Origin of the sequence: Brevibacillus sp. SKDU10, from assembly GCF_001645205.1 — a bacterium.
Classification (GTDB): Bacteria; Bacillota; Bacilli; order Brevibacillales; family Brevibacillaceae; genus Brevibacillus_B; species Brevibacillus_B halotolerans.
Genome location: NZ_LSSO01000138.1, coordinates 74,088 through 89,790 on the forward strand (window position 1 = coordinate 74,088; position 15,703 = coordinate 89,790).

Consider the following 15,703-nt stretch of genomic DNA (forward strand, 5'->3'; position numbering starts at 1 on the left):
GTGCCCCCAACTGTTTGCATAATTATTGGTTTAGTTCAAATGTGAAGATCTGCTTATCCTTCAAATAAGAGCCTGTCATTTCTTGACCATTTACATAGATGGTTTTCATCGTATCTACTCCGTGAATGTGGACAATCATAGATTTCCAAGAAGGAGAGTAGCCTGTGTAAATGTCCTCTATGTTTATTTCTACTTGATTTTCATCGTGGTGACAAGTAATTTTTCTCTCTAGATATTGATTATTTTGATAGGAGAAAGTGCTTCCGTCATCTTCATACAAGATATACTCTGTTTGTTGCTGGCTTGGATAGATATGAATCATGATTTGCCCGTCAGGAACCTTAGTGGATAATTTAGCTGTTGCCTCCGGAATAATTGCCCCTTCCTTCACAAAAATCGGTAGGGTATCGAGAGGGGCAGAAACCATGATATGCTTGCCGCCATCGAATTTAGTGTCTGTCCAGTAATCATACCAGGTGCCTTCTGGCAGATAAACAACGCGATGGTACGTTGATGGTCTAGTGATTGGAGCGATTAAAACATTCTCACCAATCAAGAACTGATCGAACAGATTGGATGTATGTGGATCGTTTGGATATTCCAGGACAAGCGGTCGCATTACAGGAAGACCTGTCTGATGTGCTTCACGGAACAACGTGTATAGGTGCGGAAGCCATTTATAACGTAGTTCAATATATTTCTTCGTGATCATTTCCACTTCTTCTCCAAACGCCCATGGCTCTTGGGCCACTGTACCAAGATTGCTGTGGTTTCGGAAATAGGGGGTAAAAGTTCCGAGCTGTGTCCAGCGTGTCAGCAATTCCCCTGTAGTATCATGTGCAAAGCCTCCAACATCAGGTCCGGTAAATGGCACTCCAGATAACCCAAGATTCATGCACATTGGTATCGCCATTTGCATATGCTCCCAGAAGCTTCGATTATCTCCTGTCCAGACAGCGGCATAACGCTGTACACCAGCGTATCCAGCTCTGGTCAGTACAAACGGACGCTTTCCAGATAACTGTTCTTTTAAGCCTGTATAAGTCGCTTCGCCCATTAGGAGACCATAGATATTGTGTAATTCGCGGTGAGTTTTTGGATTTCCGTCATTTTCATGTATGACTGATAAATCCATAGTCTTGGTTTCATTGAAAACAGCAGGCTCATTCATATCATTCCAGATACCTTCAATGCCCATGTCAGTATAGAATTTTTGCTTCTGTCCCCACCATTTCCGTACATTCGTATTGGAAAAGTCAGGGAAGGCACTGATTCCTGGCCATACTTCCCCTACATATATATTCCCTTCCAGATATTTGCAAAAGTGATTTTCCCGTACCCCCTCTTGATAGATAGGGTACTCCGCATCTTGCTTGACACCTGGATCAACAATGGGAACGATGTTGATTCCTTCTGCTTTTAATTCTTGAATCAGCGAATGGGCATGCGGGAACCGATCATAGTCAAAAGTAAATACACGGTATCCGTCCATGTAATGAATATCCAAGTAGATCGCATCGACTGGAATTTCTTTGTTCTTAAAGTTTCTTACCAGTTCACGGACTTCCTGCTCGTTTTTATAACTGTAACGTGATTGATGATAGCCAAGCGCCCATTTAGGGGGAATGTCCATGCGGCCTGTTAATGTCGTGTATTGAGCAATAACATCCTTTGGAGTAGGCCCTGCCAGAATGTAATAATCTAATTCGCCGCCTTCTGCCCCGAAGGAATAGCTGGTTTGACTAGATTTCAGATCAAAAACGCTGCGATACGTGTTATCAAAAAAGATTCCATGTGCAAAACCATTTCGAATCGTCATGAAGTACGGAATTGATTCATAGAGAGCATCAGTCTCTGGATTATGCGGAGCAAAAACGTCTGTATTCCACATCGTCATTTTTTCCCCGCGTTTATCAAGAAAGCCGGTTTTTTCGCCAAATCCGTAAAAATGGTCGGCGGCATCCATTTCTTTAAAACAAATAAGTTCTTGTTTTTGTGTAAAGGCCATTCCTCGCTCACCCTCTGCTACAAGCAGTCGTCCCAGAGGATCATAGGCGGAAATACGAAAAGGATTTTTGTTGATTTTTAGGTGAAGCCCGGCTGATTTAATCAGTAGATACTGATCATGGTCCTCACAGATTGCATTGACATCCTGAGGAGCTTTTATGAGGGCAAAGCTGCTTTCTAAGGTCGGTTTTGATAGCGGTTTCATAGTTATCCGTACAATATCATCTGCATAGAAGGAAAGACTAACCCAACCGCGCTCACAGCGAAAGTGGAAAAGGTCAGTTTTTTCATAGTCTAATAAGGCACCAATGTCATAGTAGTGATTCGAATTGCTTGCTTGTTCATTTCCAGGATGAATGGCAAAACTGGTATCTTGCATATAAAAACCTCCTTTGTTCTTTGGTTGACCGCATGTTTGAAAGAATCTCACAATCATTATATTTTCAATCAATTAATTGTGCAACCGATTGCGCAAGGTATTTTCGAGTATTTTATTGTTACTTTCTTAAAGGAACTGCCTTTCATTTGGTTTATGAGGGGTAAATGGTTGTATTAAACGCGTTTTGGTTAAGAATCATAGGCGATTTTATTTTTGAGGTAAAAAGAGAAACTATTATAAAATTTGTCTTGTTTTATGAAAGCGTTTTTATTACAATGATTTTGCGCAAACGATTTCATTGAGTTGATAAAATAAATGATATACGTATTCAGGGGGGAGTCACAGTGAGAAACATGGCATCTTTTGATTTCTGGCAAAAGCTTGGGAAAGCACTTTTAGTGGTAGTTGCTGTCATGCCTGCTGCGGGGATTATGATTTCTCTAGCCAAGCTGATTGCGATGGCAGGTGGAGATGTAACCTTTGTAGTCAGATTTGCCCACGTGATGGAAGAAATAGGCTGGGCTATCATCGGTAATCTTCATATTTTGTTTGCAGTTGCCATTGGTGGCTCATGGGCTAAGGAGAGGGCAGGCGGCGCATTTGCTGCACTGATTGCTTTTATCTTAATCAATCGGATTACGGGTGCAATTTTTGGAGTAAGCGGGGATATGCTATCAAGCCCTGACGCTACGGTCTCCTCCTTATTTGGGAAAGAGTTAGTAGTGAAAGATTATTTTATTTCATTTTTAGGGGCCCCTGCTCTTAACATGGGTGTTTTTATTGGCATTATTTCTGGTTTCCTAGGGGCCGTTATCTTTAATAAGTACTATGATTACAATAAACTTCCGGCATCGTTAGCTTTCTTTAATGGGAAGCGATTTGTTCCGTTTGTCGTTATTTTTTGGTCGGCTGTAACCGCTATCATTTTGTCTTCTATTTGGCCGTCTATTCAGGGAATTTTGAATGATTTCGGAAAGTGGATTGCTTCTTCTAAAGATTCAGCGCCTGTCATTGCTCCCTTTATCTTTGGGATGCTAGAGCGTTTATTGTTACCATTTGGATTGCATCATATGCTGACTGTTCCCATTAATTATACCCAGCTTGGCGGTACATACACATTGCTTACTGGTACCAGTGCAGGTCAGGTCGTAGCGGGTCAAGATCCATTGTGGCTGGCTTGGGTTGCTGATTTGAACAACCTGCTTTCTCAAGGTGATACGGCTGCTTATCAGCAATTGCTAAATAGTGTAACGCCAGCTCGTTTTAAAGTAGGTCAGATGATTTTGTCAACAGCGTCATTGCTTGGTATCGCGTTAGCTATGTATCGTCATGTGGACATCGAAAAACGACCAAAATATAAATCCATGTTTTTCTCTGCTGCTTTGGCGGTATTTTTGACAGGGGTAACAGAACCGATTGAATTTATGTTCATGTTCGCTGCACCGCTTTTGTATGTGGTTTACTCGATTTTGACTGGACTTAGCTTTGCGATGGCTGATTTTATTCACCTACGCCTACATTCCTTTGGATTTATCGAGCTGTTAACACGAACACCAATGGCGATACGGGCAGGAATGATACAGGATATCATCAACTTTGCCATAACATGCCTCGTCTTCTTTGGATTAAATTTCACTGTCTTTCATTTTTTGATCAAAAAGTTTAACTTCCCTACTCCAGGCCGCGCTGGAAATTATACAGATGAGGAAGAACCCTCTACAAAACAAGAGCAATTGAAGAAAACTACTACTGGTGTTGCCGAAACGATTGTTCAGTTATTAGGAGGACAGAATAATATAGTAGATGTGGATGCTTGTATGACTCGTCTGCGAGTAACCGTTAAAAATATAGAAGATGTCGCTAAAGAATCAGAGTGGAAAAAGACAGGCTCGCTCGGACTGATTTTAAAAGACAAGGGAGTTCAGGTTGTGTACGGTCCGAAGGCAGATGTGATTAAATCAAGCGTTCAGGATCACTTAGGAGTCTAATATGAGATTATTAACACTGAACTGTCATTCGTGGCAGGAATCTAATCAGCAAAAAAAGCTAGAGGAATTAGCGGATGCTATAGCAGAGCATGCGTACGATGTTATAGCTTTGCAAGAGGTTAGCCAATCGATTGATGCTGTCGTGATAAAGGATCACATTAAGGCAGATAACTATGCTTATCTGTTATTACAAGAGCTTCAGAAGCGTGGGCTAGACGATTATCGGATGGTCTGGGAGTTTTGCCATATCGGCTATGAGATATACGAAGAAGGGGTAGCTTTACTAACCAACCTCCCCATTATAAAGCAAGACGCATTTTATGTATCCAAGCATACAGATACGTCCTATTGGAAAACCCGCAAGGTTATCAAAGCGACTGTGGAGTATCATCAGAAGTGCATCTCATTCTTTTCCTGTCATTTCGGATGGTGGGAGGATGAAGAGGAGCCCTTTCATGCTCAGTTCGAACGTTTAATAAAGAGGACGGATAAAAATGAACGTACCTTCTTGATGGGAGATTTTAATAATCATGCCAAAGTGAGAGGGGAAGGCTATGACATGGTAAAAGGGCAGGGCTGGTACGATACGTTTCTACTTGCAAAGGTTCAAGATGAGGGCAGCACAGTTCAAGGAAAGATAGCCGGATGGGATCGGAATCAGGAAGGCTTGCGGATCGATTATATCTGGGTTAATCAGCCTGTCTCTGTCCAGGAATCAAAAGTCATTTTTAACGGAACCAATAGGCCAGTCATTTCTGATCATTTTGGAGTAGACGTCATGATTTGATGCCAAAAACCAAGATCCGATTCACTAACAATCGGGTTTTGGTTTTTTTATTTTTATTTTTTTTATCTTTTCCTGAAACGTTTGTGAAAAACACCTCGTCAAAGAGTGTGAATCAAGCAAAATGGAAATTTTGTTAATGAAAATGGAGGTATCCACAATGAATAAAACTTTTAAAATGTTAAGTGCTGCTCTGGTTACCGCTGTGGTGGCTACCAGCTCCATTTCAGCTTATGCCGCTACTCCTCAACTAACACAAACAAATCTTGTACAGACAAAACCAGCATCTAAACATGCTATTTATGTAAATGGTAAAGTAGTCGATCAGAAGCTAGACGTATACGCAAATAAACAAAATGTACTAATGATTCCTTTGCGTACCATTTCTGATCAACTAGGCTATAAGGTTACCTGGAATGCAAAAACGAAGAGTGCTGAGTTGCAAAAAGGAGCGCAATGGACAGCAGTTGCGGTGGGGAAAGATCAATACAGTGTAAATAAAATGTATGTGCAGTTAGGGTCAGCTCCCGAGTCAAAAGCAGGAGTAACCTACGTGCCAGTTACCTTCTTTGATAAAGTGCTTCATCAGCAAGTAATTGTTGAGGAGGATGGGACAATAAAAATTGGCGAACAAGCTCAAGGGGTTACGAAAAAAGGCAGTATTACGAACATCTCTATTGACGAAAAGGATGCTTCTCTTAAAGGGGCTATCATGGTGAATGGATTTACAAACGGTGTGCGTTTAAACATCACAGACGAGACAAGCATCGTTAATCAGGATGGTAAAAAGCTGACCATAGCTGATTTGAAATTGGGTCAAGAAATTGAAGTGGAGCACGGTCTGGCTATGACTATGAGCATTCCGCCTATGACAAATGCAGTGAAAATCGTGGTAAATGATAAAATGGCTACTCCTGAGGTTTTAGGAACGGCTGGTGAAGTCGTTGAAGCGAAAACATTAACAGATGGAACCATGCAGGTAGTGATTAAAGGCGAGAAGCTAAATGACCAATCCTTTGAGATGATTGCGCTAAATCTAGCAAAAGATACTCCGATTATCGACGCAAAAGATAATAGTCCATTAAAAGCAGAGGACTTGCGTAAAGGGACGAAAGTCTATGGATTCTATGGTCCTATGACAACAAAGAGCCTACCAGCGATTGGGCAAGCGATGAAAATTGTGGTTGAGCAGGAGTCTTTGATTCAGCCTAGATAAAAAGCTACAGCCTAAGTAGATAGCTACAGATGCTATGCAGCTCGTGGCTTGAATAGGGAATATAAAAAACGCTTGGACAGATGATCCAAGCGTTTTTTTATGCTATGGAAAACTAGGCAATAGCTTAAGGGTAAGCTTTCCCTATTTTCTTATGTTCGCTTAATACAGCTCCTAGTAAATCGCTTCCCAACCAGCAGGAGTTACAAACAGACGAATCGCAATAATTTTCCGATCCTCCATTAAGGTAAAGTAATGACGATAGGAAGAAGGAACAGAGATTAAATCGCCGGGGGATAGCTCTACATCAAAGTAGCGACCGTCTGTGCCTAAAATGGCAAAAATACCATGACCATCTACGCAAAAGCGGACTTCATCATCCGTGTGATGATGTTCTTTGACGAAGTTCTCTAATTTTTTATCTAACTCTGGCGTTTTGTCACTTAGGACAATGACGTCTGCTGTGGTGTAGCTGCGGCGTTCGCTAATATCTTGTATCTCTTTTTGGAAGGTATCTAAAATTTGCTGTTTTTCAGCATCAGTTGGCGCGTAATTATTTCGTAAAGCAGGATCTAATTGATCTACACCCCAATATTCATAGATAACATCCTGCGAGTTTAAAAAAGCCTGAACGGCCTCTCTATCCTCAATATATTCATTGGTATCGTGAAAACGTACTTTTGCCATGAAGAAGGACCTCCTAATGTTGTAATCTTATGAATTATTTATTTAATCAGACTAAATTAAATGGCAATACCAGACGCTTTTGCAGATAAATTACCTACTTGCAATAAGCGCAGTTGATATTCAAATAGAAATTCAAAAGCTTCTATATGTCTTTTTGCTTCAAAATCATTACGACCCCAGGCATATATTCCGTGGTTGCGGATTAACACGCCGGGTACATCAGGCTTGATCGCCTCTTTAATAGCCGCTGCTAAAGTAGGGATATCTGCATAGTTTTCGACAATCGGGACGTTAAGAAGAGCATTTTCCTCCCAAATGCCTAGTCCTTTGATTAATTCCTGACCATGAATAGTAAAGCTTTGCTTTTGCGCATACACCTCGGAAATCACATTGTTGGCAATCGTGTGTACATGAAAGCAAGCGCCAGCATCAGGAATGCTTTGGTAGACAACAGCATGCACTAATGTTTCCGCAGAGGGCTTCAAATTGGTAGGCTCTACAGAATTGCAATCGCCGTCAACGATCAAGTAATCTTCTGGCGATAGTTTGGTTTTATCTTTGCCACTGGCGGTCACAGCAAATTGTAAGGGTACATCGCTGATTTTAATAGAGAGGTTTCCGCTTGTGCCCGGAAACCAATCTCTTCTGGCAAACGTTAGCTTTACCTCATCTAATTTTTTAAAAGCGGCGGTGCGCTGTTCAAGTGTTGTTGTCATAGCACAATCCCCTCCTGTTTGGCCCTATTGGCTTTAATAATTGAAATCACATCATAAAAAGTAGTAAATGGTTTATGTGATAAATTTTCTTCCTTACATTTTTCTAGCAGGAAGGAACGGGCAATGACAAAATCAGCAATTCGAGACCCTGCCAAGTCAGTGATACTATCCCCAATGACAACACGTGTATAGCCGGTAGCATCATAGCTTCTAATAATGGTAGTTTTACACATTCCACAATCTGTTTGGCAATGCTCATCGCAGGTATGCGGCCACGTAATTTTTATTCTCTCTTTGCTAAAATCACTGCCATTACAATAAATCGGGCCATCGAGCTGAAACGGAGCAAGAATCGGATGAACAAAAAAATCTATACCTCCGCTTGTAATGAGCAGAGTCACGTTTTCTTGCCGGCAATAATCCACAAACTCTGCAAAACCAGGGCGGATGCGGGCATTCTCTACAGCAAATTGAGTGATTTCATGCTCGAGTGAAGAGGGAAGCAGGGAAAAAAGCTTTCCTACGCCTTCTCTAATGGATATTTGTTGCGTCAAAATTTGTTCGGTTAACTCTTCCCAGCCCGGGGGATGAAAGTGGCGCATGATTGCCACGATATTGTCTTTTTCCGTAATCGTTCCATCGAAATCGCAAAAAAGCACTAGCTGTTTTGTCATGCAGAACCTCCCCATTTTTCTAGCGCAAGTCGCAGTTCATTAGAGTCGGAAGCTGCTGCTGCAAGACTGATTCCATTCACGGATGCATCAATAGCGGCACGGAACGCTCGACCGCCTGCTGTTGCTCCGAGTGGGTGTCCATGAATGCCGCCGCCTGCGTTAACAACCTGATCTAGGCCAAAGTCGGCGTACAGTTGTGGAACCAATCCGGGATGAATACCCGCTGATGGAACAGGGAAGGCAGATTGCAAGGTACCGTATTCCTCAACTAAATGATTAGCTAGCTGATTAGCCTCGCTCTTATCTAGTGCCACATTTCCGTATGGAGAAGGGAATAACACTAAATCAGCCCCGGCTAAACGCAATAGATTACCGAGCAGGAGCGGAGCGGCTATGCCGTAATCAGGACTAGGATAATAGGCGCCAGCGAGTGCGGGATGTGCCATGATTGGCACTTGAATGTCTGGATCTTCTGCTAGACGTTGCAGGAGATCGAAGCCAAAAGCAAGTGCATTAAACAAAAGGCAGGAAGCACCTGCATCGACAGCTTGCTTCGCCCGTTCAATAAGCTGTGAGCTAGGTCCTGTAAGGTTAGCGGCATACAAGACAGGCTTACCGGTTTGTGCTGCAATTTCATCTGAGATGGCTTTGAAGCGTCTGATGCGTTGGATAAATGGAGCTTTATCATCAGCAAAGAAAATTTCGTCATCCTTAATCAAATCAAGGCCGCCTTCTGCTTGGGCACGAAACTGCACTTCTAGTTCCTCTAGTGACAAACCTGTGCATGACTTAAAAATACTCATTAATAAAGGACGATCATGCACACCGGTTATTTCCCGTATTCCTTTTATGCCGAATTTTGGACCCTGAAAGCCTTGTAAAAAAGAAGGAGGAAGCTGAATGTCTACCAGCTTGATTTTTCCGTCCATTGATAGTTTGCCGAATATCCCTGTAAGAAGAGAAGGGATATCCTGTGTAAAGCATATTGTTGGATAACTGATCGTGATATAACCTCGTGTTTCACCTGATGAGGTGGATTCAAGAGGAGATACATCTGCTACTTCACCTAAATAGGGGCGCAGCTGCTCCTGCTTTGCCAGAGGAAGGTCCGTCCATGAGCCTACTGTCATACCAACTGCAATGCCTTCCGCTTTTTTTTGTAAATCCTTTGCTTGGGTTAAATAGGTTACGAGGATTCGATCTGTACTCATGGATGACCTCCTTGTAGGTAGAGAATTTATCAACTAAAAACGCCCCCTTCAAGAGAAGGAGGCGTCCGATAGACAGATCATCTTCTTCTCTTATCTCTCACATAAATCAGTACAGCACGATTATGTGTAGGATTTAGCACCGTTTCGCATCGTTTATCCCGATGCGAGGGTTGCCGGGCATCATAGGGCCAGTCCCTCCGCCTTCTCTCAATAAGAGCTAGGTAATTGTTGTAATTGTCAAAATAGAAGCTGTTTCTTGGAGATCATCTTATCCCTTTTTGTAACATGCGTCAACCCTTTTTATAAATAAAAACTGAGTTGATTAAATTGTTTGACATAACTGGCTTACCTGTGTATATTTCTACTAACGATTCATTTATGAGGCTTTAGCTACGCAGGATAGGAACCTGTGTTCACCTACAATTACATATACTTATGGATACCTTATCCAGAGACGGTGGAGGGACTGGCCCGATGAAACCCAGCAACCGACACATAGCCGCTAACCTGGCATGTGCACGGTGCTAATTCCTGCAGAGACATTTAAAATTCTGGTAGATAAGGGGGAACGTTTTATGAATATGGCATGTCAAAACGACCTCTTTTCTTCGGAAAAGAGGTTTTCTTTTTCTTTGGTAAGCAAAGCATGGTGTGAACAGATATGGGCAGAGCATAAGTATTGGGTCATGATGAGGTGTTACCAAAAATATAAGCAAATATCACAAGCATTTCGGGATCAAGTAAAAACGTCTCGCGAAACAGGAGAGCGCGATTGGAGTATATTTGCAGAACAGTTATTACATGAATTTCAGAAGATGCGAAAACAGCCTATTGATTCAGGCAATGCCTGTAATGCCTTGAGTCATGCATTCGGTCATCTGCGCGGAAAACTTACGGAGCAAGAAAGCGGCTCCTGGCATGTCTTATTGCAAAGGAACTGGGAGGAAGCCCATCGTATATTGTTCTTGCTTGCTATGGAATATGGTGATGATTATTTGTCGCGGTCTCGCATATTTTCACCGGAGGCTCCTAGCAGTCATGCATGGATTCGGTTTCGCGGCAAGGATTTTTTTATTGCAAAGGATTTGGGGCAGTGGAAGATTCTTGAGCCATGGGAAGTTTGGGAGCGAGTCGGCGTGTATCAAGTTAATCTATTAACCAAGTATCGCTTATTAGCCAATCTAGGAGGAATCGTCCATCCCCTGGCACATTACGATCAATACATCAACCGATACTAGAGTGGGAAAAGGAGAGGAAAAGATATGGGGTATCAAGCGTTATCGGTTCAAGAGTCCATTTTATACGTACAGAATCAGGGAACGATTTTTACACAAGATGCGTCTCTTGTTAGCCGAGAAATTGGTGATGGCAATTTAAATTTGGTTTTTAGAATAACGGATGAAGCGACCGGTAAAAGTGTCATTGTGAAGCAGGCTTTGCCTTATGCCCGCGTGGTTGGCGAATCATGGCCGTTAACGCTGGACCGATCTCGGATTGAAGCAGAGGCGCTCAAAATTCAGCGAGAGCTGGTAGGGGATTTAGTACCTGAGGTATACCATCACAATTCGGAGCTGGCTTTGACGATTATGGAGGATGCAGGTGATCATAAGCTGCTTCGTACAGGCCTTATTGAAGGAGAGATATACCCGCATTTCGCTAAACATATTGGAACTTTTCTGGCTCATACCTTATTTTTTACCTCTGATCTTGGAATGAATCCTTTTGCTAAAAAGGCTAATGTGAGCAGGTTCATTAATCCAGAGCTATGTAAAATTACGGAAGACCTTGTATTTACTGATCCTTATGAAGACCATGAGACCAACAATTTTAATCCGCTTATCCGCCAAGACGTAGAAGCAATATGGGGAAATCACGCATTACGTCGAGAGATTGCTAAGCTAAAATACGACTTTTTGACACGAGCAGAAGCTTTGTTGCATGGTGATCTGCATACAGGTAGTATTTTTGTCACCCAAACAAGTACAAAGGTGATTGATCCCGAGTTCGCTTTTTATGGACCAATAGGTTTTGACATCGGGGCTGTAATAGCTAATCTTGTCTTAAATTATGCAGGTCAGCACGGTCTCCAAGCGGACATAGAGAAACGGGAGAAGTATCGTTTTTATTTATTGGATACAATAGAAAACGTCTGGAATGAGTTTGTATCGCAATTCGTTCGTCTGTGGCATAAAAAAGCGGAGGAGCGTAGTGCGCATGTTCCTGATTTTTGGCAGGATTATGTATCTCAGGTCTTACAGGATACGGCAGGATATGCTGGGTGCAAAATCCTAAGACGCGTGATTGGACTGGCAGGTGTAGCTGATTTAAATAGAATTGAACAAGAGGAGCTTCGAGCAGAAGCCGAAAGACTTGCATTAGAGATCGGCCAATCCTTCATTCTCAATCGTAAGCATTTTGCAGAAATCACAGATATCACGGCGATCGTGCGAGAGATTACCGTTGAACGGGAGCAGGTCCTACAAAAGTAAAGTGGCAATCAAACAGAATCATCTGCTGTCCTACTAAACAGGGCAAGCAGGTGATTTTTGTTTTTTAGAGAATTATTGTTCAATCTATTGCATCAAAAAAGGCCAAAAAAAGGGGGAGAAGCATGAAAAATATCGTCATATCACCTGATTTGGAGCTAAAGGAAGTTCGCATTGAGGATGCAGCAGTCACCTTTGCTTTAATAGAAAAAAACCGAGATTATTTACGGGAGTTTTTGCCGTGGCTAGATAATGTGCGAGATGTAGAGGATTCGGAAAATAATATCCGTATTGCGATTCAACAGGCAGCAAATATGCAGGGAACTCACTATTCGATTTGGTATCGAGGCCAACTTGCAGGAAGAGTTGCCGCCAATTTTATCGAATGGAATCATCGTAAAACGGTAATTGGCTACTGGCTGGGGGCTGAATTTCAGGGGAAGGGCATCATGACCCAAGCAGTCGAGGCATATGTTGATTACTTGGTTTTTGGGAAGTGGAATTTACATCGGGTAGAAATTGCAGCCGCTGTACAAAATGAGAAAAGCCGTGCTATCCCGGAGCGGCTAGGGTTTCAATTAGAAGGAATTATTAGAGGAAATGAATGGTTGTACGATCATTATGTGGACCATGCTGTATATGGAATGCTACAGCAGGAATGGAAGCAGCGAAAAAAAGAGAGGGAAGCTAGGAGTCCCATTTTATAATTGACTGAATTTTGAGACTTGCAAGGGGAAGGTGGTCAATTGATCTCCTTTGCTCGAGCATTAGCAGCAAATCCAGGTATTCTTGTCTTGGATGAAGCAACAGCTAGTATTGATAGTGAGACGGAATCGGCGATACAGGATGCTTTGAAGGTTCTAGTGCAAGGAAGAACAACTTTTATCATTGCTCATAGACTGTCAACCATTCAGGATGATGATGTTATATTGGTGTTGTCACAGGGAGAGATCGTTGAGCAGGGGAACCATGAGGAGTTAATGGAGAAGCAGGGCATCTATTATAAGATGTATCAGCTTCAGCAGGGAAGCCTTTAAAGTAAATTTAGAAAAAGTAGAGGGTTGTGGAAGAGTAGGGATACGGTGTATGATCTTCTAATGGAAAGGAGATCGCATACATGAAATCTTCGCGCTTTACTTTTACAACATTGCTCGTAGTGGTCTTTATTGCTGGTATTACTCAGGGATTGACGCTTCCTTTGCTAGCTATCTTGTTAGAGGAACGCGGCATTTCTGCTGTTTCTAACGGTTTGAATGCTGCTGCCCTCTATGTCGGAATGTTCATTATGTCGCCATTGATGGAAATCTTTTTACGAAAATGGGGTTATCGGACATGTCTATTTATAGGGCTTGTACTGGTGACATTCTCCACTTTGTTACTTCCATTGTTTACATCGCTTAGTGTATGGTTTGTCCTCCGCTTGATAATGGGAATGGGCGACTCTGCTCTGCATTATACCAGTCAGATCTGGGTGACGGCAACATCTACACCAGAGCGACGTGGGCGTGATCTTTCGCTATACGGTCTTTCTTATGGAGCTGGTTTTAGCGTAGGACCATTAGCCATTAATTTAATGCCGTTTGGCTTGTGGGCACCTTTTATGGCACTTGTTGCTTGTAATCTGGTGGCTTTCTTCATGTTGTTACAAATTCGTAACGCCTTCCCACCTGAAGTAAAAGCAAACGATGGAAAAAAGGTAGTTAAATCAAGAGAAAAGTACAAAATGGTCATCCAAATGACATGGCTGGCTTTGATTCCAGCCTTCCTATACGGTTTTATGGAAACAACGCTAAACGGCAGCTTTCCGATCGCGGCCCTACGTACGGGAATTTCGGCAGAATCCGTTTCCATTATTTTGCCATCCTTTGTAGTAGGTAGTTTATTCCTACAGTTGCCACTTGGAACCTTAAGTGACAGAGTAGGACGCAAAAAAGTCATGATGTACTGTGCCATAATTGGCTGCATCGCGTTTATGCTGTTCCCGTTGGCAACATCCTCTGTACCACTAATGATGCTGTTATTAGCTTCTGCGGGAGCCGCGGTGGGCTCATTCTACTCGCTAGGATTAGCATATTGTGCTGATATCCTGCCACAAGGCTTAATTCCGATTGCAGGAATTATTGCAAGCATGAATTTTAGCGTAGCAAGTATTATTACACCTAGTGTTAATGGATTCTTAATTAATTACATTTCCCCAACCTCAATCTTTGTGGCGATGGGTGCTATGTTTATCGTTTTCTTCTTGGCAGCTCTTTTCTTCCGACCAGAGAAAGCGCGGACTACATCTGTTCAAGAGTTTGAAGGAGTGGAAATGAAGTAGGATAAACGAGACCTGGCTAAGACAGCTAGGTCTTTTTTCTTTTCCAAAATTGTCCTTGACGCATGAAAAAAAGAATTATACTATGATTGTAATCATTATTAAAAAGTTTGCCTTATTCAATTATATTCACCTATGGAAAAATGCATAAATCCGCATGAACGCTGTTACCTTCGGGTAGCAGCTTCGTTTGTTTTTAGGGGAATTTTAAGTATGATTCTCTTTCTCAACAAAGTAAATTTCAAACTAAAAAAGAAAGAAGAGTGATTGGTATGTTGCAAAAAGGGATGATGATTCTTTCAGGTGTGTGTGTTCTGATTAGCTGGCTATGGGGCAGTATCGCAGGGATTGATCCTGCTTGGATTGCCATTGTGGTATGCGGGGTACCCATTGCCATTACAGCGGGTAAGGAATTATGGGAGCAGCGGAGTCTGAATAGCGATGTGCTGGTCACGATTGCAATCATCGCGGCTACCTGTATTGGGGAGCTACTAGCTGCGGCTGAGGTAGCCTTTATTATGATGATTGGAATGTGGCTAGAAGAGAAAACAGTGGCCAAAGCCACTTCAGCTTTAAAGGAAATGGTAGAAATGACTCCTGAACAAGCTCGGGTCATGCGAGGGGGACAGTGGATTGAGGCAAAAGCAGATTCAGTGCTAGTAGGAGAGCTGGTACTGGTAAAACCGGGTGAGCAGATACCAGTAGATGGAATTGTAGTAGCTGGTCAGGCTGCGATTGATCAGGCAATTTTAACAGGAGAGTCCTTGCCTGTTGAGAAGCGGCAAGGGGATGAAGTATTCGTAGGCACTGCCAACACAAATGGCTCCCTAGAAATTCAAACCACTCGTGTAGGTGAAGAAACAGCATTTGCGAAGGTTACGAGATTGGTAGAGGAAGCAATGGAGAAGAGGGCACCTGTACAACGCTTGTTGGACAAATGGGCGGTATGGATCGTCGGGGCTAGCTTATTATTGGCTATTCTTGTGTATCTTGTTACAAATGATATGGTGCGTTCTGTGACCGTTCTAATCGTATTTTGTCCCTGTGCTTTGGTACTGGCTACTCCGACTGCGATTATGGCAGGGATCGGAAACGCAGCTAAAAACGGGATTTTAATTAAAAGCGGTGTAGCGCTAGAGCAGTTAGGCTCCATTAATACGGTTTTATTTGATAAAACAGGTACGCTAACAAAAGGAGCATTGTCCGTTGCCGGGATTGCACACGCGGAGCATAGTGCCCAA

The 15,703-nt window shown here is 42.5% G+C and carries 13 protein-coding genes, 1 pseudogene and 2 riboswitches; of the genes and pseudogenes, 9 read left to right on the forward strand and 5 right to left on the reverse strand.

What is annotated here, in order from left to right:
- Positions 1 to 22: 22 nt before the first annotated feature.
- Entirely contained in the window at positions 23 to 2,386 is a 2,364-nt protein-coding gene (locus AYJ08_RS08790; protein ID WP_064017400.1) for a glycoside hydrolase family 31 protein, read from the reverse strand.
- Between the two features lie 353 nt (positions 2,387 to 2,739).
- On the opposite strand from AYJ08_RS08790, the gene AYJ08_RS08795 reads away from it, so the two are divergent.
- The 3 genes from AYJ08_RS08795 (at position 2,740) to AYJ08_RS08805 (ending at position 6,374) form a co-directional block, all read left to right on the forward strand.
- On the forward strand, positions 2,740 to 4,374 hold the full coding sequence (locus tag AYJ08_RS08795; RefSeq protein WP_369799674.1) for a PTS transporter subunit IIBC: 1,635 nt from the start codon (positions 2,740 to 2,742) through the stop codon (positions 4,372 to 4,374).
- Position 4,375: 1 nt separating this feature from the next.
- Positions 4,376 to 5,161: an endonuclease/exonuclease/phosphatase family protein gene (locus AYJ08_RS08800; RefSeq protein WP_064017402.1), complete on the forward strand. Its 786-nt coding sequence runs from the start codon at positions 4,376 to 4,378 to the stop codon at positions 5,159 to 5,161.
- 157 nt (positions 5,162 to 5,318) lie between these two features.
- Positions 5,319 to 6,374, forward strand: a complete 1,056-nt coding sequence (locus tag AYJ08_RS08805) for a copper amine oxidase N-terminal domain-containing protein (RefSeq protein WP_231929060.1) — start codon at positions 5,319 to 5,321, stop codon at positions 6,372 to 6,374.
- A 171-nt stretch (positions 6,375 to 6,545) separates the two neighbouring features.
- Here the strand turns inward: AYJ08_RS08805 and AYJ08_RS08810 are convergent, their stop codons facing one another.
- From AYJ08_RS08810 to AYJ08_RS08825, 4 genes are read right to left on the reverse strand one after another with little or no spacing between them, the layout of a single operon-like run.
- Positions 6,546 to 7,058 (reverse strand): cupin domain-containing protein, encoded by a 513-nt coding sequence (locus AYJ08_RS08810; RefSeq protein WP_064017404.1) that lies wholly within the window; start codon positions 7,056 to 7,058, stop codon positions 6,546 to 6,548.
- 56 nt (positions 7,059 to 7,114) lie between these two features.
- The gene (locus AYJ08_RS08815) at positions 7,115 to 7,774 is read right to left on the reverse strand and encodes a methylthioribulose 1-phosphate dehydratase (RefSeq protein ID WP_064017405.1); all 660 of its coding nucleotides are present in this window, start codon (positions 7,772 to 7,774) and stop codon (positions 7,115 to 7,117) included.
- A complete protein-coding gene (locus AYJ08_RS08820) occupies positions 7,771 to 8,448 on the reverse strand; it encodes a 2-hydroxy-3-keto-5-methylthiopentenyl-1-phosphate phosphatase (protein ID WP_064017406.1) in 678 nt (225 codons plus the stop codon). Before AYJ08_RS08820 ends, AYJ08_RS08815 begins: the two co-directional genes overlap by 4 nt.
- Entirely contained in the window at positions 8,445 to 9,659 is a 1,215-nt protein-coding gene (locus tag AYJ08_RS08825; protein ID WP_064017407.1) for a 2,3-diketo-5-methylthiopentyl-1-phosphate enolase, read from the reverse strand. The genes AYJ08_RS08820 and AYJ08_RS08825 overlap by 4 nt, the downstream gene beginning before the upstream one ends.
- A gap of 87 nt (positions 9,660 to 9,746) precedes the next feature.
- Positions 9,747 to 9,876: riboswitch (SAM riboswitch) on the reverse strand.
- 224 nt (positions 9,877 to 10,100) lie between these two features.
- Positions 10,101 to 10,224: riboswitch (SAM riboswitch) on the forward strand.
- Positions 10,225 to 10,234: 10 nt separating this feature from the next.
- On the opposite strand from AYJ08_RS08825, the gene AYJ08_RS08830 reads away from it, so the two are divergent.
- The 6 genes and pseudogenes from AYJ08_RS08830 to AYJ08_RS08855 form a co-directional block, all read left to right on the forward strand.
- Positions 10,235 to 10,897, forward strand: a complete 663-nt coding sequence (locus AYJ08_RS08830) for a DUF1722 domain-containing protein (protein WP_064017408.1) — start codon at positions 10,235 to 10,237, stop codon at positions 10,895 to 10,897.
- A gap of 24 nt (positions 10,898 to 10,921) precedes the next feature.
- Positions 10,922 to 12,148 (forward strand): S-methyl-5-thioribose kinase, encoded by a 1,227-nt coding sequence (mtnK, locus tag AYJ08_RS08835; RefSeq protein WP_064017409.1) that lies wholly within the window; start codon positions 10,922 to 10,924, stop codon positions 12,146 to 12,148.
- Positions 12,149 to 12,270: 122 nt separating this feature from the next.
- Positions 12,271 to 12,852, forward strand: coding sequence for a GNAT family N-acetyltransferase (locus AYJ08_RS08840; RefSeq protein WP_064017410.1), 582 nt, complete (start codon positions 12,271 to 12,273; stop codon positions 12,850 to 12,852).
- Positions 12,853 to 12,888: 36 nt separating this feature from the next.
- Positions 12,889 to 13,182 (forward strand): annotated as a pseudogene (locus AYJ08_RS08845) (multidrug ABC transporter permease); the annotation flags it as partial.
- 80 nt (positions 13,183 to 13,262) lie between these two features.
- A complete protein-coding gene (locus AYJ08_RS08850; protein ID WP_064017412.1) occupies positions 13,263 to 14,465 on the forward strand; it encodes an MFS transporter in 1,203 nt (400 codons plus the stop codon).
- Positions 14,466 to 14,734: 269 nt separating this feature from the next.
- Positions 14,735 to 15,703 (forward strand): heavy metal translocating P-type ATPase (locus AYJ08_RS08855; RefSeq protein ID WP_157452840.1); only part of this gene is annotated, 969 nt, incomplete at its 3' end.